General features: G+C 57.6%; 29 protein-coding genes. All 29 read right to left on the reverse strand.

Annotated elements, in window-relative coordinates:
• Positions 1–114: 114 nt before the first annotated feature.
• Positions 115–765: a translation elongation factor Ts gene (tsf, locus tag RWM61_RS07470; RefSeq protein WP_313999087.1), complete on the reverse strand. Its 651-nt coding sequence runs from the start codon at positions 763–765 to the stop codon at positions 115–117.
• 112 nt (positions 766–877) lie between these two features.
• Complete coding sequence (rpsB, locus tag RWM61_RS07475) at positions 878–1,576, reverse strand: 30S ribosomal protein S2 (RefSeq protein WP_313999089.1); 699 nt, start codon at positions 1,574–1,576, stop codon at positions 878–880.
• Between the two features lie 304 nt (positions 1,577–1,880).
• Positions 1,881–2,414, reverse strand: coding sequence for a hypothetical protein (locus tag RWM61_RS07480; RefSeq protein ID WP_313999091.1), 534 nt, complete (start codon positions 2,412–2,414; stop codon positions 1,881–1,883).
• Complete coding sequence (locus RWM61_RS07485) at positions 2,407–2,991, reverse strand: hypothetical protein (RefSeq protein WP_313999093.1); 585 nt, start codon at positions 2,989–2,991, stop codon at positions 2,407–2,409. The genes RWM61_RS07480 and RWM61_RS07485 overlap by 8 nt, the downstream gene beginning before the upstream one ends.
• Before the next feature lie 40 nt (positions 2,992–3,031).
• Positions 3,032–3,352 carry a hypothetical protein gene (locus RWM61_RS07490; RefSeq protein ID WP_313999096.1) on the reverse strand — a complete coding sequence of 107 codons (321 nt, stop codon included), beginning with the start codon at positions 3,350–3,352 and terminating at the stop codon, positions 3,032–3,034.
• A gap of 43 nt (positions 3,353–3,395) precedes the next feature.
• Positions 3,396–4,805 carry a FapA family protein gene (locus tag RWM61_RS07495; protein WP_313999098.1) on the reverse strand — a complete coding sequence of 470 codons (1,410 nt, stop codon included), beginning with the start codon at positions 4,803–4,805 and terminating at the stop codon, positions 3,396–3,398.
• A 14-nt stretch (positions 4,806–4,819) separates the two neighbouring features.
• Positions 4,820–5,605, reverse strand: coding sequence for a FliA/WhiG family RNA polymerase sigma factor (locus RWM61_RS07500; RefSeq protein ID WP_313999196.1), 786 nt, complete (start codon positions 5,603–5,605; stop codon positions 4,820–4,822).
• Positions 5,606–5,703: 98 nt separating this feature from the next.
• The gene (locus RWM61_RS07505) at positions 5,704–6,129 is read right to left on the reverse strand and encodes a hypothetical protein (RefSeq protein WP_313999101.1); all 426 of its coding nucleotides are present in this window, start codon (positions 6,127–6,129) and stop codon (positions 5,704–5,706) included.
• A gap of 1 nt (position 6,130) precedes the next feature.
• The gene (locus tag RWM61_RS07510) at positions 6,131–6,619 is read right to left on the reverse strand and encodes a chemotaxis protein CheD (protein ID WP_313999104.1); all 489 of its coding nucleotides are present in this window, start codon (positions 6,617–6,619) and stop codon (positions 6,131–6,133) included.
• Complete coding sequence (locus tag RWM61_RS07515) at positions 6,616–7,236, reverse strand: chemotaxis protein CheC (RefSeq protein ID WP_399538141.1); 621 nt, start codon at positions 7,234–7,236, stop codon at positions 6,616–6,618. Before RWM61_RS07515 ends, RWM61_RS07510 begins: the two co-directional genes overlap by 4 nt.
• Positions 7,237–7,242: 6 nt before the next feature.
• Positions 7,243–7,704: a chemotaxis protein CheW gene (locus RWM61_RS07520; protein ID WP_313999108.1), complete on the reverse strand. Its 462-nt coding sequence runs from the start codon at positions 7,702–7,704 to the stop codon at positions 7,243–7,245.
• A gap of 30 nt (positions 7,705–7,734) precedes the next feature.
• Complete coding sequence (locus tag RWM61_RS07525; protein ID WP_313999110.1) at positions 7,735–9,798, reverse strand: chemotaxis protein CheA; 2,064 nt, start codon at positions 9,796–9,798, stop codon at positions 7,735–7,737.
• Between the two features lie 50 nt (positions 9,799–9,848).
• The gene (locus tag RWM61_RS07530; RefSeq protein ID WP_313999112.1) at positions 9,849–11,096 is read right to left on the reverse strand and encodes a chemotaxis response regulator protein-glutamate methylesterase; all 1,248 of its coding nucleotides are present in this window, start codon (positions 11,094–11,096) and stop codon (positions 9,849–9,851) included.
• Between the two features lie 30 nt (positions 11,097–11,126).
• Positions 11,127–11,987 carry a MinD/ParA family protein gene (locus RWM61_RS07535; RefSeq protein ID WP_313999114.1) on the reverse strand — a complete coding sequence of 287 codons (861 nt, stop codon included), beginning with the start codon at positions 11,985–11,987 and terminating at the stop codon, positions 11,127–11,129.
• Positions 11,980–13,353, reverse strand: coding sequence for a flagellar biosynthesis protein FlhF (gene flhF / locus RWM61_RS07540; protein WP_313999116.1), 1,374 nt, complete (start codon positions 13,351–13,353; stop codon positions 11,980–11,982). The genes RWM61_RS07535 and flhF overlap by 8 nt, the downstream gene beginning before the upstream one ends.
• Positions 13,350–15,383 carry a flagellar biosynthesis protein FlhA gene (gene flhA / locus RWM61_RS07545; protein ID WP_313999118.1) on the reverse strand — a complete coding sequence of 678 codons (2,034 nt, stop codon included), beginning with the start codon at positions 15,381–15,383 and terminating at the stop codon, positions 13,350–13,352. The genes flhF and flhA overlap by 4 nt, the downstream gene beginning before the upstream one ends.
• Before the next feature lie 15 nt (positions 15,384–15,398).
• On the reverse strand, positions 15,399–16,496 hold the full coding sequence (gene flhB / locus RWM61_RS07550; protein ID WP_313999121.1) for a flagellar biosynthesis protein FlhB: 1,098 nt from the start codon (positions 16,494–16,496) through the stop codon (positions 15,399–15,401).
• Positions 16,497–16,526: 30 nt separating this feature from the next.
• The gene (fliR, locus tag RWM61_RS07555; protein WP_313999123.1) at positions 16,527–17,315 is read right to left on the reverse strand and encodes a flagellar biosynthetic protein FliR; all 789 of its coding nucleotides are present in this window, start codon (positions 17,313–17,315) and stop codon (positions 16,527–16,529) included.
• Between the two features lie 11 nt (positions 17,316–17,326).
• Positions 17,327–17,596, reverse strand: coding sequence for a flagellar biosynthesis protein FliQ (fliQ, locus tag RWM61_RS07560; protein WP_313999125.1), 270 nt, complete (start codon positions 17,594–17,596; stop codon positions 17,327–17,329).
• Positions 17,597–17,639: 43 nt separating this feature from the next.
• A complete protein-coding gene (gene fliP, locus RWM61_RS07565; RefSeq protein WP_313999127.1) occupies positions 17,640–18,401 on the reverse strand; it encodes a flagellar type III secretion system pore protein FliP in 762 nt (253 codons plus the stop codon).
• Positions 18,398–19,039, reverse strand: coding sequence for a flagellar biosynthetic protein FliO (locus RWM61_RS07570; RefSeq protein WP_313999129.1), 642 nt, complete (start codon positions 19,037–19,039; stop codon positions 18,398–18,400). Before RWM61_RS07570 ends, fliP begins: the two co-directional genes overlap by 4 nt.
• Before the next feature lie 10 nt (positions 19,040–19,049).
• Positions 19,050–19,412, reverse strand: coding sequence for a response regulator (locus RWM61_RS07575; protein ID WP_036579262.1), 363 nt, complete (start codon positions 19,410–19,412; stop codon positions 19,050–19,052).
• Between the two features lie 20 nt (positions 19,413–19,432).
• Positions 19,433–20,671: a flagellar motor switch phosphatase FliY gene (fliY, locus tag RWM61_RS07580; protein WP_313999133.1), complete on the reverse strand. Its 1,239-nt coding sequence runs from the start codon at positions 20,669–20,671 to the stop codon at positions 19,433–19,435.
• Positions 20,661–21,662 (reverse strand): flagellar motor switch protein FliM, encoded by a 1,002-nt coding sequence (gene fliM / locus RWM61_RS07585; protein ID WP_313999135.1) that lies wholly within the window; start codon positions 21,660–21,662, stop codon positions 20,661–20,663. The genes fliY and fliM overlap by 11 nt, the downstream gene beginning before the upstream one ends.
• Before the next feature lie 51 nt (positions 21,663–21,713).
• Positions 21,714–22,196 (reverse strand): flagellar basal body-associated FliL family protein, encoded by a 483-nt coding sequence (locus tag RWM61_RS07590; protein ID WP_313999137.1) that lies wholly within the window; start codon positions 22,194–22,196, stop codon positions 21,714–21,716.
• On the reverse strand, positions 22,193–22,420 hold the full coding sequence (locus RWM61_RS07595; protein WP_313999139.1) for a flagellar FlbD family protein: 228 nt from the start codon (positions 22,418–22,420) through the stop codon (positions 22,193–22,195). The genes RWM61_RS07590 and RWM61_RS07595 overlap by 4 nt, the downstream gene beginning before the upstream one ends.
• Positions 22,421–22,500: 80 nt before the next feature.
• On the reverse strand, positions 22,501–23,322 hold the full coding sequence (flgG, locus tag RWM61_RS07600; RefSeq protein WP_313999141.1) for a flagellar basal body rod protein FlgG: 822 nt from the start codon (positions 23,320–23,322) through the stop codon (positions 22,501–22,503).
• Positions 23,323–23,463: 141 nt separating this feature from the next.
• Entirely contained in the window at positions 23,464–23,847 is a 384-nt protein-coding gene (locus RWM61_RS07605) for a TIGR02530 family flagellar biosynthesis protein (protein ID WP_313999143.1), read from the reverse strand.
• A complete protein-coding gene (locus tag RWM61_RS07610; RefSeq protein ID WP_313999145.1) occupies positions 23,840–24,298 on the reverse strand; it encodes a flagellar hook capping FlgD N-terminal domain-containing protein in 459 nt (152 codons plus the stop codon). Before RWM61_RS07610 ends, RWM61_RS07605 begins: the two co-directional genes overlap by 8 nt.
• Positions 24,299–24,315 lie beyond the last annotated feature (17 nt).

The raw sequence follows: 24,315 nt of genomic DNA on the forward strand, positions 1-24,315 counted from the left end.
ACACTTCCCAAAAGCGCCGAGACAATCGGACCAAAAATAATCCCTAAAAAAGTGAAAATCACTAGACGCAACAAAAGGCGGGGCGGAAGTGCCGCCCCGCCGTCTGCGTTCGGATTACAATTTGGCTTGAGACATCACTTCTTCGTAGAAGTTGTCTTGTTTTTTCTCGAGACCTTCGCCGAGCTCGTAGCGAACAAAGCGGCGGATCGAAATATTTTCCCCGATCGCGCTGATTTTTTCGTTCAGCAGTTGGGAGATCGTTTTATCCGGGTCTTTTACGAAAGGCTGCTCAAGCAGGCAATATTCCTCATAAAATTTAGCCATCCGGCCTTCGACCATCTTGTCGACGATGTGAGCCGGCTTGCCCTCGTTCAGCGCCTGAGCTTTCAGGATTTCGCGCTCTTTGTCGAGATCCTCTTGCGGGGCTTCTTCGCGGCGGACGTATTTCGGTGCCGCTGCCGCGATCTGCATCGCGACGTCGCGCACGAATTCGCGGAACTGGTCGGTCTTCGCGACGAAGTCGGTTTCACAGTTGACCTCAACGAGCACGCCGATCCTTCCGCCGCCGTGGATGTATGACTCAACGATGCCTTCCGTTGCGATCCGGCCCGCTTTGTTGGCTGCCGCCGAAAGGCCCTTCTCGCGCAAAATTTCCGCCGCTCTGGTCAGATCGCCGTTCGCTTCCTCCAGCGCTTTCTTGCAATCGAGCATGCCCGCTCCGGTTTTTTCGCGCAATTCCTTAACTGCACTCGCATTAACTGCCATTAGATTGACCTCCTGAATATTCGGTTCTCTTTATGTAGCAAAGCCGCTATAGCTTTTAAAAAAAGGGCGGCGAGAGGTTTTCACCTTCCAACCACCCTTTTCGTTTCCAACTTTATGCCGTCGTTTGCTCGCCTTGGTGAGCTTCAACGATTGCGTCGGCCATTTTGGACGTGAGCAGCTTAACGGCGCGAATCGCGTCGTCGTTGCCCGGAATGACGTAGTCGATCTCGTCCGGATCGCAGTTCGTGTCGACGATGCCGACGATCGGGATACCCAGCTTGCGGGCTTCCGCAACGGCGATGCGCTCTTTGCGCGGGTCGATGATGAACAGAGCGCTCGGCAGCCTGCGCATGCCCTTGATGCCGCCCAGGAACTTCTCCAGGCGATCCTTCTCTTTGTTGAGAATGATGACTTCTTTCTTAGGCAGAACTTCAAACGTGCCGTCTTCCGCCCACTTCTCAAGCTGGCGAAGGCGATCGATCCGCTTCTGGATCGTTTGGAAGTTGGTCAGCGTGCCGCCGAGCCAACGTTGGTTGATGTAGAAATTGCCGCAGCGCTCCGCTTCTTCCTTAACGGAATCCTGCGCTTGCTTCTTCGTGCCGACGAACAAAATCGTGCCGCCCTCTTCGGCGACGGAGCGAACGAAGTTGTACGCCTCCTCGACTTTCTTGACCGTCTTCTGCAGGTCGATAATGTAAATGCCGTTTCTCTCGGTGAAGATATAACGATCCATCTTCGGGTTCCAACGACGGGTCTGATGACCGAAATGAACCCCAGCCTCAAGCAGCTGTTTCATGGAAATAACCGCCATCTCCACAACACCTCCAATATGGTTTTTTGTTGACCTCCGCCTGTCGCATCTTTCGTCAAAACTTCCGCTTCGCGGAAGCACCCTTGACGAAATTGACCGGCGTGTGTTTTTAACACCGACAATTACTATACCATATTCGACCGACCGGCGCAACCGCGGGCTATTCGCCGAACAATTCGGCGAACAATGATTAATTCCCGCTCTGAAATCCTAGGTTGGAAATCATGCAGCCAAACGAGCTTTTTTCGTTGAAAGACCATTATTTCAACATCAACCATGAACACCGCCCAAAAAAAACCGCCGCTCAATAATCGAACGGCGGGCTCGTAATGATCCGTTTCACATCGGCGGGCGATAATTCTCCGTCGAAAAAGTAAAAGCCGGCCACAATCTCCTTGCTCCAATCCGACATGAGCGCGAGGAACACCTTTTCCTCGGCAAGCACGCCCTTGGACTTCAGATGCGCGGCGATCTGATCCAGCGTCATGCCCTGCTTGATGCGCACCGGCAGCTTGTCCACCTTGACCGTGCCGGGCGTGGTGGCCGGTTCCGCGGTGTCGTCCGGCTGACCGGCCGCGGTCTTCTCATTCCCTCCGGCGGCGCCGGCCGGCGCGGAATCCGCTTTGCCCGCCTCAAGCTCGCTGCGGATGCGCCGCTCCGCGGCCGCGAGCAGCTTGTCCACCTCCGCTTGCGTATAGCCGCCCTGTTCGCCGGTCAAACGGTCGAGCCGCTCCGTACGATCCGGCTGCTGCGCGGATACAAGCATCAATTGCAGCAGCAGCGCCCCGAACACGATCCCCGCGCCCAGACCGAAAAGGAACGGACGGTTGTTAAACACGGCGTTCCTCCTCCTGCTTGGCCAGCTGCAGAATGAGCATGACTTCGCCTTTATTCATGCCGGTCTTTTTGGCGATCGCCTCGATCGACTTGCCTTGACCGTGCAAGTCGAACAGCTCAGCATAACGTTCACGGATCCGAGGCGCCGATATGCCTTCCGGCATCGTCGACTTGCCTTGCGGGCCGTCGCCCGCCGGCGGCTGCCCCGGCGCAACGGCCGCTGCCGCAGCCGCCGTGCCGCGAATCCGTTCCAGCCGCTCCTCCGTGCGCGTCTCGAAGCGGGAAAGCTTGCCCTCAAGCTCGATCACGCGCCGCTCCAAAGTGGCGGTCCGCTCGTCGCGCGCGGCATTGTCCTCGCGCTGCCGGTGCTGGGCGCGGGTAACCGTCTCGATCCATTCACGGTTATCCGCCTCCATGTTCTCCATAAACTGCTCCAGAGCGGCCTGCATGCCTTCTGCGTTCGAAGCCGGCCCGGCTGCCTTGCCGCGCCGCGGCATGATCAGAGCGCCCACGATCGCGAATGCCCCCAACAATACGACGAGCTGCCATGGTGCCAAGACATTCACCTGCCGTTTCACAAAAATAAGGCCGCCTCAGCGGCGAATCCGTAATCCCGTTCTAATAGGTAAGGTCGATATGCTTTCCTTTATAAGGATGATTGCCGGCGGGCGGCGCCGCCTGTGCGCCCGCTTGCCGCCGTTTGCCGCGCCGGTGCTCTTGACCGCCCGGCTGCTGCTTGCCCTGCCGGTCCCTGATCGTTTGTCCCTCGGTTTCTTCGACGCCGGTATTTCGCCGTCTCAACCGTTCCGTCCGTTTCTCCGCGGCCGCCGCCAGCATCTGCTGCTCGGCAACCGGCTTGTGCAGCTGCTGCGCGTGTATGCCGCTCGCTTCCGGGGTGCGTGGAATGGACATTTGCAAATCGATGGATTTGAAGGTCATTCGCCATCTCCCTTTCGAACGAATGGTAGACCGCCTACCGCTATTATACCAGCGGCGTCATGTTGATGTCGCCGTCAAAGTACCGAAAGCATACCCGCTGCACCGGATCCTTGACGAAACGGGTGTAGCGGCCGACGACGATCTTCGTTCCGCCGTATATCGTATGGATCACTTCGACCTTGGCGCGCTCCGTATCTTCCAGCGTTTTCTCGATCTCGAGGATCCGTTCCTTGACGGCGGCCTGTTCCTCCGACGCCTGGCGTTTGGTGGCGTTCAGCTTGACGCGAAGCGCCAGCTTGTCGGGAGACAGCTGCCCCGCGGCGGCCAGGTGGTCGAGCAGCGTGAGCGCTTTGTCCGTTTTATCGAGGCTTTCCGAGACGCCCTTCAGCTTGCTGCGAAGATCAGTCAGCTCGGCGCGCAGCTCGGGGAGTACACCGACCTCGATGACGGTGGCGGTAGACATCGTGTTGCCGACCGTCCGCGCCGTAACCTTTTCCCCGGCTTGCGCAACTCCGCCCACGAGCAGCCCTTTGGCCCCCGAACATACAATGTTCCTCGCCGCCCTGACGTGGGAATGCATAATGCTCTGGGACACGACGATGTCCTCGCCGGCCAGCACGTTGCCGTCCTGGATGAAGGAGCTTTTCACCGTCTTGCCCGCCTTGACGGATCCTTTGCTGCCGGCCATAATGCCGCCCGTAATCTCAATCGATCCGTCCGATTCGAGCTCGGCGCCCTCCACGCCTCCGACGATGCGAATGTCGCCTGCCGCTTTGACCCGAAAGCCCGTCAGCACGTTGCCCCTGATGACGACCGTGCCGACGAAATCGATGTTGCCGATATTGTAATCGACGTCGCCGTTCACTTCATAAACCGGAAACACGTTGATCTTGTCCCGGTCGGTCCTGGCGATCATGCCGTCGATTGCCGCGTACATGGCGGTCTGCTCGGGATTCAGGACGACGTTCTTGCCCACCTTGAACCGGGCCGCCTTGCCGTTCTTTCCGCTAAGCTCTTCACCGGTAACGGCTTTGCCCGGCTGCCCTTCCCCGGCAGGAATCAGCTCGGCGATCAGCTGTCCCTTGATGACGTTTTTCAGCCGGATGATTTCTTTATAATCTACCGTACCGTCCTCCAGCTCCATCGGCTTGCGCGCAGCTTCTTCCATGCTGTACGCAAATTCGATCGCCCCGTCTTTCCCGTCGATCGGGGGGTTGCCGGTCGCGATAACCGTCTGTCCGTAGAAATAATTTTTCGGATCCCGCGCAACGCCGGCCAGTACGTCTTTATGGATGCCGAACACGACGCCGTGGCTTCTCACAAATTGCTCCAGCTCCTCGGCGGTGAATGCCAACCCCTCATCCGTCTTGTTGAAATACAGTACGGCGGATAGTCGATCGGGCGCGATCTGAATACCGATGCTCGTTTCCAATGCGGCAAGGTTTGACAACATTTCCCCTCCTTCCGTCAGTTCTGCATCAATTGGTTTTTCTGCTTGTCGAGCGCGCCGCGAAGCCGCAGAATCGCTTTGGAATGCAGCTGGGAAATCCGCGAAGGCGACAGCGACATCACCTCGGCGATTTCACTAAGCGACAGCTCCTCGTAATAAAAAAGAGAAATGACGATCCGCTCTTTCTCGGTAAGCCTTTCGATTCCCTTGACCAGCGTTTCCTTCAAAAAAAACTGCTGAACCTTGTGATCGGGATTTTTCGCCTTCTCATCGACCAGCATCGACATCCGCGTCTCCGATTCCTCCTCGCGGATCGGATCCTCAAGAGAGACGACAGTCGTTACCGCGATTTCCTGCACCATCGTCCGGAAGTCCCGTTCGCTCACGTTCAGATAGGAGCTGATTTCGGCGTCCGTTACCGACCGCAGATACTGCTGCTCCAGCTGCTGGTAGGCTTCCTCTATTTTTTTCGCTTTCTCCCGCACGGAGCGCGGAACCCAGTCGCCTTGCCGCAGGCCGTCGATCATCGCGCCGCGGATTCGCCAGGAAGCGTAGGTTTCAAATTGAAGTCCGCGCCGGTAATCGAACTTCTCGATCGCGTCGATCAGGCCCATCACGCCGCTGCTCGCAAGGTCGTCCTTGGACACGTTTTTGGGCAAGCCGATCGCCATCCGGTTCGTCACATAATCGACCAGCGGCAAATAAAACTCGATCAACTTTTTTTTAGCCTCAATATCCTTGTCTTCTTTCCACTTCCGCCACAACTCCATGTTGGACAAATGAGGAGCTTTCGGTTCGATCATCATCGTCTCACCCTCCCAAACCTTTCCTTAAGGAAAACCGATCATGTCGAATGATTCCCGTTTTGCTTAAGGAAAGCATTCCAGATAACCGCGGTCGGTCATTCCTTGTTATCAGACAGATGACGTATCGCATTGGCCAGTGCTTCCGGGTCCATGTTCTGCGTCGAAACGATTTTTTTCGGTTGAAAAGGTTCAAAGCCGGCCGCCTCTGCCGGCGGATGGCCCTTCCCTTCCAACTGGGCCTTGAGAAGATCGTTAAGATCCTCTCCCGCTTCCGGTGTCGAGAGATCGACCTGTCCGCCGACGCCGGGATCGGCCGGCAGGCCGGGCCCGTCCGCCGGCGTCGTCCCGACGATTGCACGCAGGATGAACCGGATCAAGTAACCCAATACGAAAAACGCAATGAATGCGTACATGCTTCGCAGGCCGGAAACGGCAAAACCGTTGTTTCCCAGTGAAGACCAAAACGTAAGAAGCATACCGGAACCGGCCAATGCCAGATTCCAACGTACAGATCCCAGCATGCTACAGCTCCTTTATTCCATACTGAACGCTGCGGACGGTCAGCAATCCCGTTCCGCTGTCCATCTCGATGGTTCGGCCATAGCTGGCGCCGGTGTCTTCGGCCGTCAGCGGGATGCGTATATCGCTGAGCAGCAGTTTGCATGTCTCGACATTGCGCGGGCCTATTCTCATTGTATCGCTCTGGCCCGCGAACGCGAACATTTGGGCTCCCCCCGCCAGCTTGGCCGTCATTCTTCTAACGGAAGCTCCGGCCTTGGTCATCCGTTCGATCAGAACCGGAAGCGCCGTATCGGCATATTTGGCCCGGTTGAAACCGCCCTCTCTGGCGATTTCGGACGAAGGCAGCATAATGTGCGCCATCCCGGCCACACGCGCGCCGGCGTCGTAAAGCGTCAGCCCGACACAGGAGCCGAGGCCTGTCGTCTTCAGGACTTCGCCTGCCGAGCCGATGTTGAGATCGGCCATACCGACCTTGATATACTCCGTCATTCCAAAGGCACTCCCAGCGCACGGAATATCTTCTCGAACGAATCCGGATCGGGGATCAGGAAAAAGTGGCCTTCCACCTCGTCGCGATCTTCCAGAAAAGTCGTTTCGATCAGCATCGCGCTATCGCCCATCTGGCCGAATTGCAGCAGTCCGTAGCTTAAAATGGCGCCCGCCATGTCGACGGCGAGCGAAGGGACCGTCGGGTGCATGGACAGGTTCGTAAAGTCGGCGAGCGAAGATAGATAGGAGCCCGCCAATATGTTGCCGATCTCGTTCAACGCCGAAAATTCCATCTCCGTATACGCCGCCCCGTCCCCCGGCTCGATGGACAACAGGCTGCTCAGCAGCCGTTTGGCGGAATTTTCCTGAATGATGAAAAACATATTGCCGGGAGCGTCCCCTTCAACCCGCAGAAAGACGGCCACGACAACCTGCTCGAAGCCGCCGACGAGGTCCGCGATTTCCTGGAAGGGAACCAGGCTTACGGTCGGAACGGCCATATCGACCGGCTTGTCGAGAAGCCGGGAGAGGGCGGTGGCCGCATGTCCCGCCCCGATATTCCCGACTTCCTTCAACACGTCCAGCTTGAATTCGTCCGCAAATTCGTTAAAAGCAATCACGCGCTATTCCTCGATCCGCTCAAGCTGGATGATTTCGTCTTTATTCAACACTTCGGCCAAATTCAACATGATCAGAAGGCGCTGCTCGCCCAGCTTCGCCACGCCCCTTAAATATTTCGCTTTAATGCCTCCTACCACTTCGGGCGGCGTATCGATGGCATCGCTGTCGATATCGATGACGTCGTTCGCCGAGTCGACGATGAAGCCGACCTCCAGATCGTTCGCCGCGACGATAATGATGCGGGAGTTTTCGGTCGCCTCCGTCTGTTCAAGCCCGAAGCGTCCGCGCAAATCAAGCACCGGGATGACAACGCCGCGCAGGTTGATGACGCCCTTGATGAATGCGGGTGTTTTGGGAACGCGCGTGATCGGCAGCATGCGCTCGATGGTGCGGACTCTGTCGACTTCAATTCCGTATTGCTCGTTGCCTAGCGCGAATACGATTACTTTTAACTCCTCGCCCATTGGTATACCTCCTCATAGTTCGTCCGGTAATCACTTGATCAGTGCGTTGGGATTGATGATCAGCGCAACCTGTCCGTCGCCCAGAATCGTTGCGCCGGATACCGCCGCCGTGCCGTTCAGATAGTTGCCCAGCGGCTTCAACACGATGTCGCTTTGGCCGATAAAATCGTCGACCATGACGGCCGCCCACTTGTCGCCTTTCCGGATGATGACGGCCTCCGTCTCCGTTTCCTGCGACTCGTCGAAATCCGGCGATTCGAGCAAACGGCTGAGCGAGACGACCGGAATGATCGCGCCCCGGAATTCGATCATCCGGTTGCCGTGAATGTGATGGATCTGTTCCCGGCGAACGATCGTCGTCTCCATGATCGACGATAGAGGGATCGCGAACTTCTCGGAGCCCAGCTTGATGAGCATGGCGGATATGATCGACAGCGTCAGCGGAAGCTGGATGGAAAATACGGTGCCTTTGCCGAGCTGCGACTGGACGCTTACCGCGCCGCCGAGCGAATTGATTTTCGATTTGACGACGTCGAGACCGACGCCGCGACCGGAAATGTCCGATATTTTCTCCGCCGTACTGAAGCCCGGGGCGAACAGGAGCATGTACACCTCTTCGTCGCTCATCGTCTTGCCCTGTTCCGCGGTCACCACCCCGTTCTTCACGGCGGTGGCCAGCACGCGTTCGCGGTTGATGCCGCCTCCGTCGTCCCCGATCTCGATGAATACATTGTTGCCGCTATGGAAAGCGCGCAGGTTGACGGTGCCGGTCTCGGGTTTGCCGGACTGCCGGCGCTTGTCGGCGGTTTCGATGCCGTGATCGATCGAGTTGCGCAGCAGATGCACGAGCGGGTCGCCGATTTCGTCGATAACCGTCCGGTCCAGCTCCGTTTCGGCTCCGGTGATGACCAGGTCCACTTTCTTGTCCAGCGTTTTGGCCAAATCGCGGATCATGCGCGGGAACCGGTTAAATACCGACTCGACCGGCACCATGCGAAGCTTCAGCACGATGTTCTGCAAATCTCCGCTGACGCGCGCCATATGCTCGACCGTTTCCGTCAGATCGCCGCGGCGGATTTCGCTCGCCAGCTGCTCCAGCCGGACGCGGTCGATCAGCAGCTCGCTGAACAGGTTCATCAGCACGTCCAGCCGCTCGATGTCTACCCGGATCGTCTTCGTGACGGCCCCTCCCGCCGCCTGGGGCGCCGCGCCGGCGCGCGGCTTGTTATCGTCGGCAGCCGGTTTCCCGTCTCCCTCGCGCCGAGCGGCGGCCGGCTCCGGCCTGGACGGCTTCGAGAGCAGCGAAAGCGACTCTTCGTCGAGCAGCGTCAGCTGGGCGGACTCGATCTCGGAGACGTTCTCGATCTGGACTTTGAGCTCGTCCATCGGCTTCTGCGTAATCAGGTAGAGGGAGAAGGAGCGGTCAAACTTCTCCTGCTCGATTTCCTGAACAGACGGCTCCGATTTGACGACTTCCCCGCTTCTTTCCAGAAGCTCGAATACCATGTATGCGCGGGCGGCTTTCAGCATGCAGTCCTCCCGGACCTTGACGTTAATATGGAACACATGATGGCCGGTCTCCATCGATTGCTGGATAACGGAGAACTGGAATTGGTCCAGTTCCATGCCGCCCGCTTCCGCTCCGCCCGCATTGACCGCATTGCCGGTACCTGCCCCGACCGGCGCGCCCGCAGCGGAAGCGGCCGTTTTGTAGTCGCCGCTTACGATCGCCTTGAGCGAAGCCACGATATGCGAGACGTCCGCTTTGCCCGTTCCGCCGCCGACGACGTCCTGCACCATCGCCTCGAGCGCATCCAGGCCTTTGAACAACGTGTCGAAAATAAACCCGTCCATCTTCAGCTTGTTGTTCCGGACGAGGTCGAGCACGTTCTCCATTTCATGGGTAAGCGAAGCCAAATCCTCGAATCCCATCGTGGCGGACATGCCCTTCAGCGTATGCGCGGAGCGAAAAATGACCTGTACGATGCTCAAATCCTCAGGAGCGCTCTCGAGCCGCAATAAGTTTTCATTCAAAGATTGAAGATGATCGTTCGATTCGTCGATGAACATCGACAAATACGCATTCATATCCATTCCCTTGCACCTCCTGTGTGAACTGCGTCGTTCTCGGTAATCAGTGCCGTTTATTTCATCACCGCTTCCGTCAATAGCGGAGCGATGCCGTGCAGCGGTAATACGGTTTTGGCGGCGCCGAGCTCGATCGCGGAGCGCGGCATGCCGAATACGATGCAGGTTTCTTCCGATTCGGCAATCGTCGTCTCCGCTCCGCTAGCCGCCAAAGCCTTCATGCCTTTTGCACCGTCACTGCCCATCCCGGTCATGATGACGGCATGCCGAGCCAGTTCGACAAAAGGTACAAGAGACTCGAACAACAGGTCGACGGAGGGGCGGTGGCCTCCCCGCGGTTCGCCCAGCGAAAGCTCAATCCGATAGCTGCCGCCCGCCCGGGCGAGCGTCATATGATAGCCGCCGGGAGCGATATAGACCGTGCCGGCGGCAACCCGCTCTCCATGCTCCGCTTCCTTCACGGACAGCTCCGAGAACGAATCGAGCCGTTGGGCGAGGGAATGGGTGAACTTCGGCGGCATATGCTGGACGATCAGCACCGGCGCCGGCAAATTTCCGGGCAGGGAGCCGATCAGTTGATGAAGGGCGCGCGGGCCTCCGGTCGACGTTCCGATCGCGATCAAATGACGGAATTCCAAAACCCTGCTCGGCAGCTTCGGAACCGCCGGCGTTCCCGGCGCTGCCGGAGAGACGGCGGGTTTCCGCGCCGCCGGCGAAGCCTTTTTCTTCGGAGCGGCGGAAGCCGCGGATTCGGCCGGCGCAGGTTCGGCCGGTTTCCGGTTGCTCCGCGCCCCGCCTCCGGGCGCGGCCCGTGTCGCTTGAGCGGAAGCGACAGCCTTGGACGCCGGATTCTCGGGCCATTTGGCGGCCGGTTTGTCGGGAAGCGGCAGCAGCGACGAACGAAGCTTGACGCTGACCGCGCTTTTCAAGCGCGACAGCAGCTGCTCGGCCACCCGATCAATATCGGCCGTCATGACCGTGGGCTTATGGATGAAATCGAATGCCCCGTATTGCAGCGCCTCGACCGTTGCCCGCCTGTTGTCCTCGCTGAGGCCGGACAGCATGATGACCGGCGTCGGCTTTTGTCCCATAATGACCCGAAGCGCCTCAAGTCCGTTCATATCCGGCATTTCGATATCCATCGTCACCGCATCGGGGTCGAGGGCTGCCAGCAGCTCGACCGCCTGCGCTCCCGTCGCTGCCGTTCCGACCACCGTAAAGGAAGGGTCTCCGCCGATGATGTCGGAGAACAGCTTGCGCATGAATGCGGAATCGTCCACTACGAGAATGCGATAAGGCGTCATAGCGGGCTACCTCCCACCAGGATCAGTATGTTACCGTCTGAACATTCGCTGCAGAAATCCTCTGACGCCGCCCTTCTCCCCATCCTTGTCGACGGACAGGAAACGCTTGGCAATGTCCTCGATGTTCTTGGCCGCATCGCCGCCGGGGTAAGCGAGCGTAAAAGGAACCTGCTTTTTGACCGCTTTCGTCACATTGGCATCATCCAGCACGACACCGAGCACGGGAAGCTCCATTTGCAGAAACTGTCTGGCCACAAGGCCGATTTTGTCCGCCGTCAGCTTGCCTTCCCGTCCGTCGGTCGCCCGGTTCACCACGAGCTTGAAATCGACGTCATGGTTCATCGCCCTGACCATTTTGATCAGCGCGTAAGCGTCGGTGATCGACGTCGGCTCGGGCGTCGTCACGACGACCGTCTCTTGGGCGGCTACGATGAACTTGATCGTTTCCTTGGAAAGACCCGCCCCCGTGTCGAACAGAATGACATCGTAATGGCCGTGCAGCCTGCCGATCTGCTCGCCGAAGTAATCGAGCTCCGCTTCCGACAGATCGAGCAAATCCTTGAAGCCCGAACCGCCTGCGATAAAATGGATGCCGAGCGGGCCCGAGTGGACGATATCCCAGATCGACTTCTCGCGCTTCAACAGATGGTACAAGTTGTAGGGAGCCGATGTACCCATCAGCACATCGATGTTCGCCATGCCGATATCCGCATCGAACACGAGCGTGCGCTTGCCGAGCTTCTGCAGCGCCAGGGCGAAATTCAGGCTGAAATTCGACTTGCCCACGCCGCCTTTGCCGCTGGTGACGGTGACGATACGGGTAGCGCGTCCACCGGCGGCCGTTGCCTGTGTCTGCACCAGATTGCGCAGCGCCTGCGCTTGATCATTCATGAGCCGCCGCCCCCAATAGCTGTTGTACATAGATGTCCGGCCGGAATGGCTCAATATCGTCCGGCACGTTCTGGCCGTAAGTCATATAAGCGGTTTTGAAGCCGTGCTCCATCGCCATGTTAAGAACGGCGCCGACCGTGTCGGTTTCATCGAATTTGGTGAAAATAAGCTTGTCCACGCCGTATTTGGAGAAACGACCGGCGACGGCTTCCATGTCCTTCGTCTTGCCGGTCAAGCTCAGCACCAGATACGTATCGCTGTTCTCGTCCGTCTGCAGCAGGCTGTTGACCTCCGAGACGTACAGCTCGTTGCGGAAATTGCGCCCCGCCGTGTCCATGAAGATGATGTCGCGATCCTCCAGCGATTTGAACGCCCTCGTCAGCTCAAGCGGGGAAAAGACGACCTCAAGCGGAACGTTCAAAATGTTGGCGTACGTGCGGAGCTGGTCGACGGCGGCGATCCGGTACGTGTCGGAGGTAATGAACCCCACTTTCCGTTTGCCTTTCAACGACTGCTCGGCCGCCAGCTTGGCGATCGTCGTCGTTTTGCCGACTCCCGTCGGCCCGACCACATGAACGATCCGTTTGGACCTCCCGATGCCCGGCGCCGTGAACGGCTCGATCCACTCCCGCAGCGTGTCGGCGGCGATCCGCCTTACGGACGGCTCATCCCCGGCAAACTCGGGATGCTCGCGCACCGTCTCGAACAGCCGTTCGATCCACTTGTCCGCCACCTCCTGATCGGACAGCCGCTCGCGCAAGCCCGCGAACGCAGGGGCTTCCTTGTCCCCGTCCTGCCGCTTGGCCAGCCTGGAGACCAGCTCTTTCATTTGCTTGATCTCTTCCAGCACCTCCGATTGATCCGGCGCCGCGGGCGCCGCCGGGGCCGCCGGTTTCGGCGGCCCTCCGCCGGCTTTCAGCGGAGCGTTGGGCGTCACCGCCGGGGCCGCCGCCTTCGCATCGGCATCCAGCTCCGCGGCGGCCTGCATGACCGCTCTGGCGAATTCCGGCGTCGAGGAAACGGGGCGCTCCACCGGTACGGATGACGCCGCGGCCGCCGGCGGCCGTGCCGGCGCGTGCTGCGTCCCGATCCCGGGCCGCGATGCCCCGCCGGACGCCGAAGCAGCGGACGTTACCGCGGGCGAAGCCGCAGCCGGACGCTTCGGCGCGGACGGCCCCGGCTTCTGCGAAGGCGAATTCGTCTCGACAGCCGCGATCACCTCCATCTTTTTCTTGCGAAACAAGCCGAGGAAGCCTCCGATATGAATTTCCTTCGTATTCAGAATAACGGCATCCTTGCCGAGCTCGCTTTTGATGAGCGGCAGCGCGTCCGGCAATGCGTTTACGACATAACGCTTAACCCTCATAAATTGACCACTCCGATGCTTTGTACTTCAACACTCGGTTCCAATTCGCTGTAAGACAACACCGGAACATCCTGCATGGTGCGTTCCACGATTTGCCGCAAATACATGCGGATCGTCGGGGAAGCGAGAACAATCGGCTGTTGGCCGGATTGGATCTGCCGGTGTACCTGCTCGTTCAGCTTCTGGTAAATGTGTTGGGTCGATACCGGATCGAGAGCCAGATAACTGCCTTGGTCCGTTTGCTGAACCGACTCGGCGATTTTTTTCTCCAGCGACGGTCCGACGGTGATGACCTTCAGGGTGTCGGCACCCGACGAGAACTGGTTCGTAATCTGCCTGGAGAGCGCTTGCCGCACATATTCCGTCAATATATCCGGATCCTTCGTATAATGGCCGTGGTCGGCCAGCGTTTCGAAAATCGTGACCAGATCGCGGATCGATATTTTCTCGCGCAGCAGCTTGACGAGCACCTTCTGCACCTCGCCGATCGAAAGGATCGACGGGATCAGCTCGTCGACCAGCGCCGGATACGATTCCTTGACATTCTCAATGAGTGTCTTCGTCTCCTGGCGGCCGATCAATTCATGCGCGTGCTTCTTGATGATTTCGGTCAAATGGGTCGCCACGACCGACGGCGGATCCACGACCGTGTAGCCGGAAAGCTCGGCCCGTTCCTTCATCTCCTCGTCGATCCACAGCGCCGGAAGGCCGAAAGCCGGCTCCTGCGTCTCGATGCCGACGATCGAATCGTCGTCGTAGCCGGGGCTCATCGCCAGGTAATGGTTGAGCAGCAATTCGCCGCGCGCCACGGTGTTGCCTTTGATTTTGATGACGTACTCGTTCGGCTTTAATTGAATGTTGTCCCGGATCCGGATGACCGGAACGACAAGTCCGAGCTCCAGCGCGCATTGCCGTCGGATCATGATGATCCGGTCGAGCAGGTCGCCGCCTTGCTGCGTGTCGGCGAGCGGGATCAACCCGTAACCGAACTCGAATTCGATCGGATCGACCTGCAGCAGGTTGATCACGCTCTCCGGGCTGCGCACCTCCTCGATCTGCTGCTCTTCCACCATGAGCTCCTGCTCATGCTGCTTCAGGGCCAGATTCCGCGACATCCGCCTGCCGGCAAACACAAGCATGGCGGCGAACGGCAGCGTCGCTACCGGACCGATCGGAGTGCCGAGGCCGAGCAGCGCAACCGTGCCCGCAACGATATAGAGCAGCTTCGGATGCTTGAACAGCTGGTTCGTCAAATCGAAAGCCAGGTTTCCTTCGGAAGCGGCCCTGGTCACGATCAGGCCCGCCGCAGTCGAGATAAGCAGCGCCGGAATCTGGCTGACGAGGCCGTCGCCGATCGTCAGGACCGAGAACGTTTCGAGCGCCTCACGGAAACCCATGCCGCGAACGGCCATCCCGATGATGAAGCCGCCCAGCAGGTTGATGATGAGGATGATGATGGAAGCGATCGCATCGCCCTTGACGAATTTGCTCGCACCGTCCATCGCGCCGTAGAAGTCGGCTTCCTTTTCGATTTTCTCCCGGCGCTCCTTCGCCTGCAGCTCGTTAATGAGACCGGAGTTGAGATCGGCGTCGATACTCATCTGCTTCCCGGGCATCGCATCGAGCGTAAAGCGGGCGGCAACCTCCGCTACCCGCTCCGAGCCCTTTGTAATGACGATGAACTGCACGATGACCAGAATGAGAAACACGACGAAGCCGATGGCAATTTCGTTGCCCGCCACGAATCTGCCGAACGTCTCCACGACATCGCCGGCTTCCCCTTTCGACAAAATGTTGCGGGTTGTCGATACGTTGAGCGCAAGCCGAAACAGTGTCGTAATGAGGAGCAGCGACGGAAAAATGCTGAAATCGAGCGCGTCGTTCGTATTCATGGCAATCAACAGAATCATTAATGCGGCCGAAATGTTAATGACAAGCAGGACGTCGAGCAAGCGGATCGGAATAGGTATGACCATCATGAGCACGATGCCGATAATCCCGATCAGTACAGCCAAATCTTTGATCTTCATGACGTCCCCTCCGTTCTACGCTTTTTTGACTCGGCCTTTCAGCTTGTACACGTAGGCGAGCACTTCCGCCACCGCCTGGAACAAATCCGCGGGAATGGCGTCGCCGATTTCCGCCCTATCGTACAGCGCTCTAGCGAGCGGCTTGTTTTCCATGATCGTAACGCCGTTTTCTTTGGCCAGTTCCCGAATGCGCAGGGCGACGTAATCCATCCCTTTGGCGAGCACGACCGGTGCGTCCATCTTCGAGGCGTCGTATTGCAGCGCCACCGCAAAGTGAGTCGGGTTCGTAATGACGACATCGGCCTTCGGCACGTTTTGCATCATCCGCCGGATCGCCATCCGGCGCTGCTTCTCGCGGATTTTGCCTTTGATGAGCGGATCGCCCTCGCTCTTCTTGTGCTCGTCCTTAATGTCCTGCTTCGACATTTTGATGCTTTTTTCGTGCTCGTACTTTTGGTACATATAATCGAAAATGGCGAGCACCAGCAGCAAAGCGGCGATTTTGACGCCCAGAGACAGGGTGACCGACGCCGTGAACTTGAAAATTTGCAGAGGCTCCATTTGGGCTAGCGTCAGCAGCGTTTCCTTTTCGCCCCAGAGTGACGAATAAACCATAAAGCCGACAATGATCAATTTTAGAACGCTCTTGACCATCTCCACCATCGAACGAAGCGACACCATCTGCTTGGCGCCGGCAAGCGGGTTGATCTTGCTCAGCTTCGGCATGAGGGGCTTGGCCGTCAGCAGAAAACCGACTTGATAATACGTGCTGAACAGACCCGCGACGACCGCGATGATGAAAACGGGCGCGATCAGCAGCAGCAACTGTATGAGCAGGCTGGAGAACAGCGGCATCAGATTGCCCGTCGACAAATCGTAGGTCAGCCAGCTCTCGAACAGGTCGCCGAAAATCCGCAAAACCCGTTCGCCGTAATAGTCGCCGAGCATCATGAAGCTTAGAAAAATAAACAGCAATATGATCGCCGCAGGCAGCTCCTGGCTCGTCGCCACTTGCCCTTCCTGCCTGGTTTCCGCCCGCTTCTTCGCGGTGGCCGGTTCGGTTTTTTCCTGGTTGAACATTTGCAGATCCAGCCTGAAGCGGAACGTCTGCATGACCGCACCCTCCTTGAAGCCGATTAAGCGTTAACCGGGGCCTGCGTTTACGATCGCGAGCAGGCGGTTGAGGGATTCGAACATTTCAGCGAAAAGATTGCCGAAGAGCAGCGTCATGCCAGGCAGCGTCAACGCCAAAATCACGAATCCGACGAGCAGCTTGACCGGTATGCCGATGACGAAGACGTTGAACTGGGGAGCCGTCTTGGCCAGAAACCCGAGTCCCACGTCCGTCAGAAACATCGCAACGACGAGCGGAGCGGAGAGCTGCAGCGCAAGGGAGAACGTCATCGCGAACGTCCGGGTCAGAAATTCGGTAACGCCGCCCTCCCGAATGCGGAAGAACAGCTCGCTGCCGAGCGGAATCCAGTCATAGCTTTGCATGAGCGCCGTCAGCATGTAATGATGGCCGTTCATCGATAAAAAGATCATCAGCATCAAGTAGTACTTGAGGTTGCCGGTAACGGGAGCCGCGGCGCCCGTCAGCGGATCGATGATATTCGCCATCGCCAAGCCCAATTGAAGATCGATGAAGGCTCCGGCCGTTTGAACGACCGTAAAAAACAGGTAGACGATGTAGCCGAGCAGCACACCCGTCAACACTTCGCGAATGACCAGCAGCGGATACCCGATGTCAAAGGCGGCCGACTCGCCGACGCCGTAGCTCAGGAAAACGATGAGGGAGATGAAAAAGCCCAGACCGATCTTGAAGGCGTTCGGCACTCCGCGCGTCGAGAACAGCGGCGCTACGACGAAAAACGCCGTGATTCGACAAAAGATTAACAGAAAAACAGGAAACGCCTGCAGAAACATATTCATCTTTCCACAGCCTAACCGATATATTTGTAGAGGTTATTCAGCAGGTTGTAAGTAAAGTCGACCAGCGTATTCAGGACCCAGGGCCCGAAAAGCAGCACCGACACAAGCACGGCCACGATTTTCGGCACGAATGCAAGGGTTTGTTCCTGGATGTGCGTCATCGCCTGAAAAATACTGATGATCAAGCCGACTACCAGCCCGATCGCGAGCATGGGCGCGCTGGCTTTCAAAACCGTAAAAACCGCTTGCCCTGCCAGTCCGATGACGAAATCGGCGTCCATTCGTGTTCCCTCCCATGCCTGAAAGGCAGCTATTCATTTACCCCTATACAACGGTATTGAAACTTAACAGCAGCGACTTGACGACCAAATACCACCCGTCGACCAGCACGAACAGCAGAATCTTGAACGGCAATGAAATCATGACCGGCGGCAGCATCATCATCCCCATTGCCATAAGCACGCTGGCAATGACCATATCGATGATAAGGAACGGAATGAAAATCATAAACCCCATTTGAAACGCGGTTTTCAACTCGCTGATCGCGTAAGCCGGCACCAGCACGGTAAGCGGTATGTCCTCGTAGCCCGAAGGTTTCTCGCTGCCGGTGTATTTCAGAAACAACAGCAGATCCTTCTCCCGGGTGTTGGAAGCCATAAACTTCTTCATCGGCTGAGCGGCGGCGTTCAAAGCCTCCGTCTGCGTCATCTCGCCTTTCATGTACGGCTGCAAAGCCGCCTCATTCACCTGCGTCAATGTAGGCGCCATAATGAAAAAAGTAAGAAACAAGGCCAAGCCGATCAGCACCTGGTTCGGCGGCATTTGCTGCGTTCCCAGCGACGTCCGCACGAATCCGAGCACGATGACGATTCGGGTAAAGCTGGTCATCAGCACGAGAATAGCCGGCGCGATGCTTAGTACGGTAATCATTAACAGCAGGGAAATCGCCGAGGTATTCGGTCCCGTTTCACTGCCGTTGCCGATTTGGATATCGATATTCGGCAGCGGCTCGGCGTACGCTTGCAGCTGCAAGCCTAGCGACATGAGCAATAGAAGCATCAATGAAATGGCGACTTTCCTGTTCATTCGTCTCTCAACCGATCTTTCGATAAAGTCTCGTTCAACAGCGTTTCAACCTTTAGTTTCGTTTCCGCCTGGCGCTGCAGCTTATTCTGCAGCATGGAGCGGAAGTCGTCGTCCTCGATCGGACTCGTTTCCTGAACGTTCCCGCCTGCCGTCCGGCTGCGCAACCGGTTCATGAACGAGAGGGCGGCGGCCGTGTTCCACATGGGCGGCGACGGATGCTCCAGCAGCTGGATAATCGCTTCGGCCTGCTCGGGATCTTCAATTTTGTCCAGCAGCCTGACGTCCTCGCCGACTCCTACGATGTACAATTGTCCGGCGATATCCACGACCTGCAGCGATTTGTTCTGCCCCAGGGCTACGCCGCCGAGCGAGCGGAGCGACCGGTTCGCGCCCCAAATCCGGCTTCGGCCTGCCATAAACTTGATGACGAACACGATCAGTCCGATTACGATAATTAAACTGACGATCACCCAAATGAGATTGCCGACGATACTCGTAGTGCCCACCATCTCCGCGGGCGGCCCGTCCAGATTATTCACGGCGCCGCTATTATCGCCGGCCGCCGACACCGCTGACGGCGCGGCTGCCAAGGCGGCGAGAGAGGACAACGCGAGACGAGCGGGATCATGGCGCTTCATGCCCGGGCCGTTATCCCAGCGTCTTCTTGATCGCTTCGATTACGCGATCCGCTTGGAAAGGCTTGACGATAAAATCTTTCGCGCCGGCCTGGATCGCGTCGATCACCATCGCCTGCTGTCCCATGGCGGAGCACATAATGACCTTGGCGTTGCCGTCCATCTTCTTGATTTCCTTCAGGGCGGCTATGCCGTCCATCTCCGGCATCGTAATATCCATCGTAATCAAATCGGGCTTCAGCTCTTTATACTTCTCAACCGCTTGGGCTCCGTCCGGAGCCTCGCCGACGACTTCGTAGCCGTTTTTGGTCAGGATATCCCGGATCATCATTCTCATGAAAGCAGCGTCGTCTACGATCAAAATGCGGTTTGCCATTGTTGTTTCCCCCTAGGAAATTATTGAAGTTTCTGGATCCGGTCCCACTGGCTGACGATGTCGGTTACCCGCACACCGAAATTCTCGTCGATAACGACAACCTCTCCCTTGGCGATCAGCTTGTTGTTGACCAGGATGTCGACAGGTTCGCCCGCGAGCTTATCCAATTCGATGACCGAACCTTGGGACAGCTCAAGTATTTCCTTAATCTGCTTCTGCGTTCTTCCCAACTCCACCGTTACCTTCAGAGGGATATCCAGCAGCAAATTGAGATTCGTGTCGTCCCCTTGCGGAAACGGCGCCTGTTGGAAATGACCGAATTGCACAGGCTGGACGTTGACGTTCCTGCCCGGAATGGAACCGTACGTTTGCGGACCCGGAGCATGCATCATCGGCATCCCCGCCGCAGGCATTTCCGGCATCATAGGCGCACCGTATCCGGGCGGCTGCTGCATCGGAGGCTGATCGTACATCGGCGGCTGAGACGGCTGCTGCGCGGGCGGCGCCGGCGGTGCCGGCGCGGGCGGCGCCGGCGTGTACGACGGTTCCACGGCCGCGGGCTCCGCGGATGCTCCGCCCATCAAGGTGGACACCATCTCCTTGGCGAACGATACCGGAAGCAGCTGCATGATCGTCGAATCGATCAGATCGCCGATCTTTAAATGAAATGATATCTTGACGAAAACGTCGACGGGCGGCAAATTGCCGACGCCCGAGCCGTTCGTCACATCGAGAATATCGATGCCGGGCGGCGAAATATTGACGAACCGGTTGAAGATGGTGGACATCGACGTTGCGGATGATCCCATCATTTGGTTCATCGCTTCCTGCACGGCGCTGACGTGAATCTCATTGAGCTCCTGTCCTTCCGAAACGTCGCCCTCGCCGCCGAGCATCAAATCCGCGATGACCTGGGCGTCTCTCGTCCGGATGACCAGCGAGTTGATGCCCTGGAAGCCTTCCACATATTGAACATGCACGGCTACATGCGGCTTCGGAAATTCCGTATCCAGATCATTTCTGTGAATGACCGATACTTTCGGGGTCGTGATGTCCACTTTCTTGCCGAGCAGCGTGGATAACGCGGTAGCTGCGCTGCCGAACGTGATGTTGCCGATTTCGCCGAGCGCGTCTTCTTCCAACGGGCTCAAATACTCATCCGAAGCCGGCTCGGGAGCCGGGCCCGGATCCGCGTCGCCGGAGGATTGGCGCAGCAAGGCGTCGATCTCTTCTTGCGACAAATAATCCTTACTCGTCATAATCTTCTTCCGCTCCTTCGCTTACGATCTCGTCCACTTGCACGGCCATTCGATCCCGGATCGTGCCCGGACTGCCGATAAATTTCAACCGCTCGCCGACCTTGACGCGAAGCCCTTCATCGGTGCGCTTGTCCAATGTAATGACATCGCCCACATTCAGTTCCAGAAACTCGCGGATCGAGATCGACGAATTTCCGAGCTCCGCAACGATCGGCAGCTTTGCTTTGCTTACCCTGCTGCTCAGAATATCGACTTCTTCGGGCGCACGGTTTTTTTTCTGGGAAACGAACCAATGATGAACCGACAGGCGCGACATGATCGGCTCGATGACGACATGCGGAATACAGAGATTGATCATGCCGGTCGTATCGCCGATCTTCGTGCTGAGCGAAATAAGGGCGATCGTTTCATTAGGCGAAACGATCTGCATGAATTGCGGATTCGTCTCCAGCGCCTCCAGCCGGGGCGACAGATCGATGACCGTCCGCCAGGCCTCCTGCAAGCTTTCAAACGCCCGGTTGAAAATCCGTTCCATGACGATCGTTTCAATTTCCGTGAGCGCCGTTATTTTGTTGGGGGCCGAGCCTTGGCCGCCCAGCATCCTGTCCAGCATGGCGTAGGCCACGTTCGGATGCACCTCGAGCACCATTCGGCCTTCGAGCGGGTCGGCCTCGAAAATGTTGAGAATCGTCATTTTCGGGATGGATCGGATAAATTCGTCGTAAGGCAGCTGCTCGACCTGCACCACATTGATTTGGACGAAGGTTCTCAATTGCGCGGAGAAATACGTCGTCAAATACCGGGCAAAGTTTTCGTGAATACGGGTCAGGCTTCGAAGGTGGTCCTTGGAGAAGCGAACGGCCCGTTTGAAATCGTAAGCGCGGATCTTTTTCTGCGTTTCTTCCTTCTTGAGCTCCTCGGCGTCCATTTCACCGGAAGAAAGGGCGGCCAGCAGCGCGTCTATCTCATTTTGCGATAATACATCTACCATAGGTGTCACCCCCTCAACAAGCTTTCGGTAACGACCTCACGGATAACCGGCTCAGATCGTCGTTATGATAAAGTTGGTGATTTCGACTTTGGTGAGCTTCGATTTCTCGGGCAGCTCGGGATTGATCAAATTAAGCAGCTTCGCGGTCAGCGCGTCTTTCCCTTTGGAGCCTTTAAGCTCCTCCGGCGTCATATCGGACAGCGTGCGGATGATGATCGGTTTAATCTGGATGTCCTTGATTTTCTCGAAATCTTCCTTCGTTTTTTTGGAGTCGAGCTGGAAGGCGAAGTTCATGACGACTACATAGTCCGTATCCAGCAGATTCGTCCGGATGTCCTGGATCTCGGCCGTCAGCTCGACGCGCTCGGAAGCGCTGATCTTCTCGGGCTTCACGGCTTCCACGCTTTCAATCGCAGCGGCCGCGGCATCCTTGCCCGAATCGTCGAAAAACTGATTGAACAGAAATACGGCGACTACCGCGATTAACGCAATCGCCAGCAAGATCGTAATTAACCAAGGCAACATTTTCTTCATGACGAAGGCCCCTCCGTTTGCTCGCTCCGAATGATGGACGCTACGACCCCGATTTCGCGCAAATGCTGACGAATTCGGTCGATCAGCACGGCCGCCGGTTCCGAAGCCAATATCTTTTTTCCGGTCGTCAATGTAATGACCGTGTCCGGTACTTCTTCAATCGTCTCGATCAGAAGCGCGTTGATTATCAGCTTCGTACCGTTCAGCCGCGTCATCTCAATCATGAGCTTCCCCCTTATCATCCGGGGGAGAACGCCGGACGTTCTCCCCGCGGAGTTCTTGCCTGCCTGTTATGGCTCAGCTGTTACCGCTTCAGGTTGACGACCTCTTGCAGCACTTCGTCGGAGGTCGAGATGATGCGCGAGTTTGCCTGGAAGCCGCGCTGCGCGACGATCATTTCCGTGAACTCGGTCGTCAGGTCGACGTTCGACATTTCAAGCTGCCCGGAAATGATGGCGCCCGTGCCGACTTCGATATTGCCGGCGTTGCTCAGCACCACTTCCCCGTCGGGATGCGCGTTCGGCGTCATGCGGTACAGATTGCCGCCGACTTTCTCCAGTCCCGCCGGGTTCGCCACCTTGACGACCGCGAGCTGGAACTCGGTCGGCTCGCTTGTCCCATCCGCGCTTACCGAGATAATCGTTCCGTCCTGCGCGATCGAGAACGCCGTTACATCCTCGCCGAGCACGATCGGTTCGCCGCCTGCGCTGATGACGAACATGCCGTCGGAGTTGACGAGCTGGCGGTTCGCGTCAAGCATGAAGTTGCCGGCGCGCGACAGGTAAGGCACCTCTTGGTCCGGCGTCGTTTTCAGCGCGAAAAATCCGTCGCCGTCGATCCGCACGTCCGTTGCGACGTTCGTCGTCATGGCGCTGCCCGCCGTATGAATCGTATCGATCGCCGACAGCGTTACGCCCAGGCCGATCTGCTTGGCATTGACGCCGCCGATCGTTCCTTCGGTCGGCTGGCTCACGCCGGCCACGGTCTGGCTCAAAATATCCTTGAACATGACGCGGCCCGCTTTGAAGCCGATCGTGTTCACATTCGCGATGTTGTTGCCGATTACGTCAAGCTTCGTTTGAAAAGCGCGCATACCGGACACGCCGGAGTACATCGATCTTAACATACGCTTGTTAGCCTCCCGTTTAATATTGGTTAGAAGTTGTTTAGCCCGGCAAGCCGCTTCGTTCGGTCCGCGGCTCCGGGTCCCCGGTTAGGTCCGACCCTTTGCTTGCCGTTGCTGCTCGCTGCATAGCCGTGCCGATGCTTACGAAATGACGACCGCGCTGTCGATCTGTGTAAAGACGTTACCCATCGCGGATTTGCCGTCCATCGCGGTCACGACGGTTTTGCTCGGCACATTGACGATCATCGCGATGTCGCGGTAAAGCACGAGCGAATCTTTCGCCCCTTTGGCTTCCGCCTGCGTCAGCGCGTTCATGATCTGGCCCAGCTGTTCCGGCTTGAGCGATATGCCCCGCTGCTGCATGCGCACCTCCGCATGACGGCTGAATTTCAACTGGGAAGCTTGCAGCAGGTCCTGGAATTTGACGCCATGCGGCGTGCCCGTTTCTGCGGCCTGCGTTTTGCGGATGCCGATAGGCGCAGCTCCCGCCGGGTGCAGCTGCCCGATTCTGACGGAATCACTCACCGGCAGGCACCTCCCGCTTGTCGGCAATGGAGGTCAGCCGATCGACCGGGATGTTCTCATCTCCGATCTTGACATACTGCACACCGTCACGGACAACGATCGAGTCCACCGTTCCGGAGCGTTCGATCGCTTGACCGGAGGCATTGTTCTCGATCCATTCCACTTCCTTGCCGATCAGCCCAGATGCGAACCCCAGGTTCGTACGGAGGGCCGTCATCTCCTTCGCCATGTTCATTAATTGCTCCACGGAAGAAAATTGCGCCATCTGCGCGATATAGTCCTTATCCTGCAGCGGCTCCATCGGGTTCTGGTTTTTCAGCTGCTCGACGAGAATTTTAAGAAAATCGTCTTTGCCCAGGCTTGTATCCTTCGGCTTGGCCGCCGCCGCCTGCACGTTCGCGGCATCGTAGTATGGCCATACGTTTTTCGTCGATACAATTTCGTTCGCCATTGCTCCTTCTCACCTCC

It is taken from the genome of uncultured Paenibacillus sp., from assembly GCF_963515335.1.
Classification (GTDB): domain Bacteria; phylum Bacillota; class Bacilli; order Paenibacillales; family Paenibacillaceae; genus Paenibacillus_I.

Bases quoted from the DNA above. Each gene is read 5' to 3' on its own strand.
- tsf (WP_313999087.1), bottom strand. From the start codon at position 765: ATGGCAGTTAATGCGAGTGCAGTTAAGGAATTGCGCGAAAAAACCGGA.
- rpsB (WP_313999089.1), bottom strand. From the start codon at position 1,576: ATGGCGGTTATTTCCATGAAACAGCTGCTTGAGGCTGGGGTTCATTTC.
- RWM61_RS07490 (WP_313999096.1), bottom strand. From the start codon at position 3,352: ATGACCTTCAAATCCATCGATTTGCAAATGTCCATTCCACGCACCCCG.
- RWM61_RS07495 (WP_313999098.1), bottom strand. From the start codon at position 4,805: ATGTTGTCAAACCTTGCCGCATTGGAAACGAGCATCGGTATTCAGATC.
- RWM61_RS07500 (WP_313999196.1), bottom strand. From the start codon at position 5,605: ATGATCGAACCGAAAGCTCCTCATTTGTCCAACATGGAGTTGTGGCGG.
- RWM61_RS07505 (WP_313999101.1), bottom strand. From the start codon at position 6,129: ATGCTGGGATCTGTACGTTGGAATCTGGCATTGGCCGGTTCCGGTATG.
- RWM61_RS07510 (WP_313999104.1), bottom strand. From the start codon at position 6,619: ATGACGGAGTATATCAAGGTCGGTATGGCCGATCTCAACATCGGCTCG.
- RWM61_RS07520 (WP_313999108.1), bottom strand. From the start codon at position 7,704: ATGGGCGAGGAGTTAAAAGTAATCGTATTCGCGCTAGGCAACGAGCAA.
- RWM61_RS07525 (WP_313999110.1), bottom strand. From the start codon at position 9,798: ATGGATATGAATGCGTATTTGTCGATGTTCATCGACGAATCGAACGAT.
- RWM61_RS07530 (WP_313999112.1), bottom strand. From the start codon at position 11,096: ATGACGCCTTATCGCATTCTCGTAGTGGACGATTCCGCATTCATGCGC.
- RWM61_RS07535 (WP_313999114.1), bottom strand. From the start codon at position 11,987: ATGAATGATCAAGCGCAGGCGCTGCGCAATCTGGTGCAGACACAGGCA.
- flhF (WP_313999116.1), bottom strand. From the start codon at position 13,353: ATGAGGGTTAAGCGTTATGTCGTAAACGCATTGCCGGACGCGCTGCCG.
- flhA (WP_313999118.1), bottom strand. From the start codon at position 15,383: ATGAAGATCAAAGATTTGGCTGTACTGATCGGGATTATCGGCATCGTG.
- flhB (WP_313999121.1), bottom strand. From the start codon at position 16,496: ATGCAGACGTTCCGCTTCAGGCTGGATCTGCAAATGTTCAACCAGGAA.
- fliR (WP_313999123.1), bottom strand. From the start codon at position 17,315: ATGAATATGTTTCTGCAGGCGTTTCCTGTTTTTCTGTTAATCTTTTGT.
- fliQ (WP_313999125.1), bottom strand. From the start codon at position 17,596: ATGGACGCCGATTTCGTCATCGGACTGGCAGGGCAAGCGGTTTTTACG.
- fliP (WP_313999127.1), bottom strand. From the start codon at position 18,401: ATGAACAGGAAAGTCGCCATTTCATTGATGCTTCTATTGCTCATGTCG.
- RWM61_RS07570 (WP_313999129.1), bottom strand. From the start codon at position 19,039: ATGAAGCGCCATGATCCCGCTCGTCTCGCGTTGTCCTCTCTCGCCGCC.
- RWM61_RS07575 (WP_036579262.1), bottom strand. From the start codon at position 19,412: ATGGCAAACCGCATTTTGATCGTAGACGACGCTGCTTTCATGAGAATG.
- fliY (WP_313999133.1), bottom strand. From the start codon at position 20,671: ATGACGAGTAAGGATTATTTGTCGCAAGAAGAGATCGACGCCTTGCTG.
- fliM (WP_313999135.1), bottom strand. From the start codon at position 21,662: ATGGTAGATGTATTATCGCAAAATGAGATAGACGCGCTGCTGGCCGCC.
- RWM61_RS07590 (WP_313999137.1), bottom strand. From the start codon at position 22,196: ATGAAGAAAATGTTGCCTTGGTTAATTACGATCTTGCTGGCGATTGCG.
- RWM61_RS07595 (WP_313999139.1), bottom strand. From the start codon at position 22,420: ATGATTGAGATGACGCGGCTGAACGGTACGAAGCTGATAATCAACGCG.
- flgG (WP_313999141.1), bottom strand. From the start codon at position 23,322: ATGTTAAGATCGATGTACTCCGGCGTGTCCGGTATGCGCGCTTTTCAA.
- RWM61_RS07610 (WP_313999145.1), bottom strand. From the start codon at position 24,298: ATGGCGAACGAAATTGTATCGACGAAAAACGTATGGCCATACTACGAT.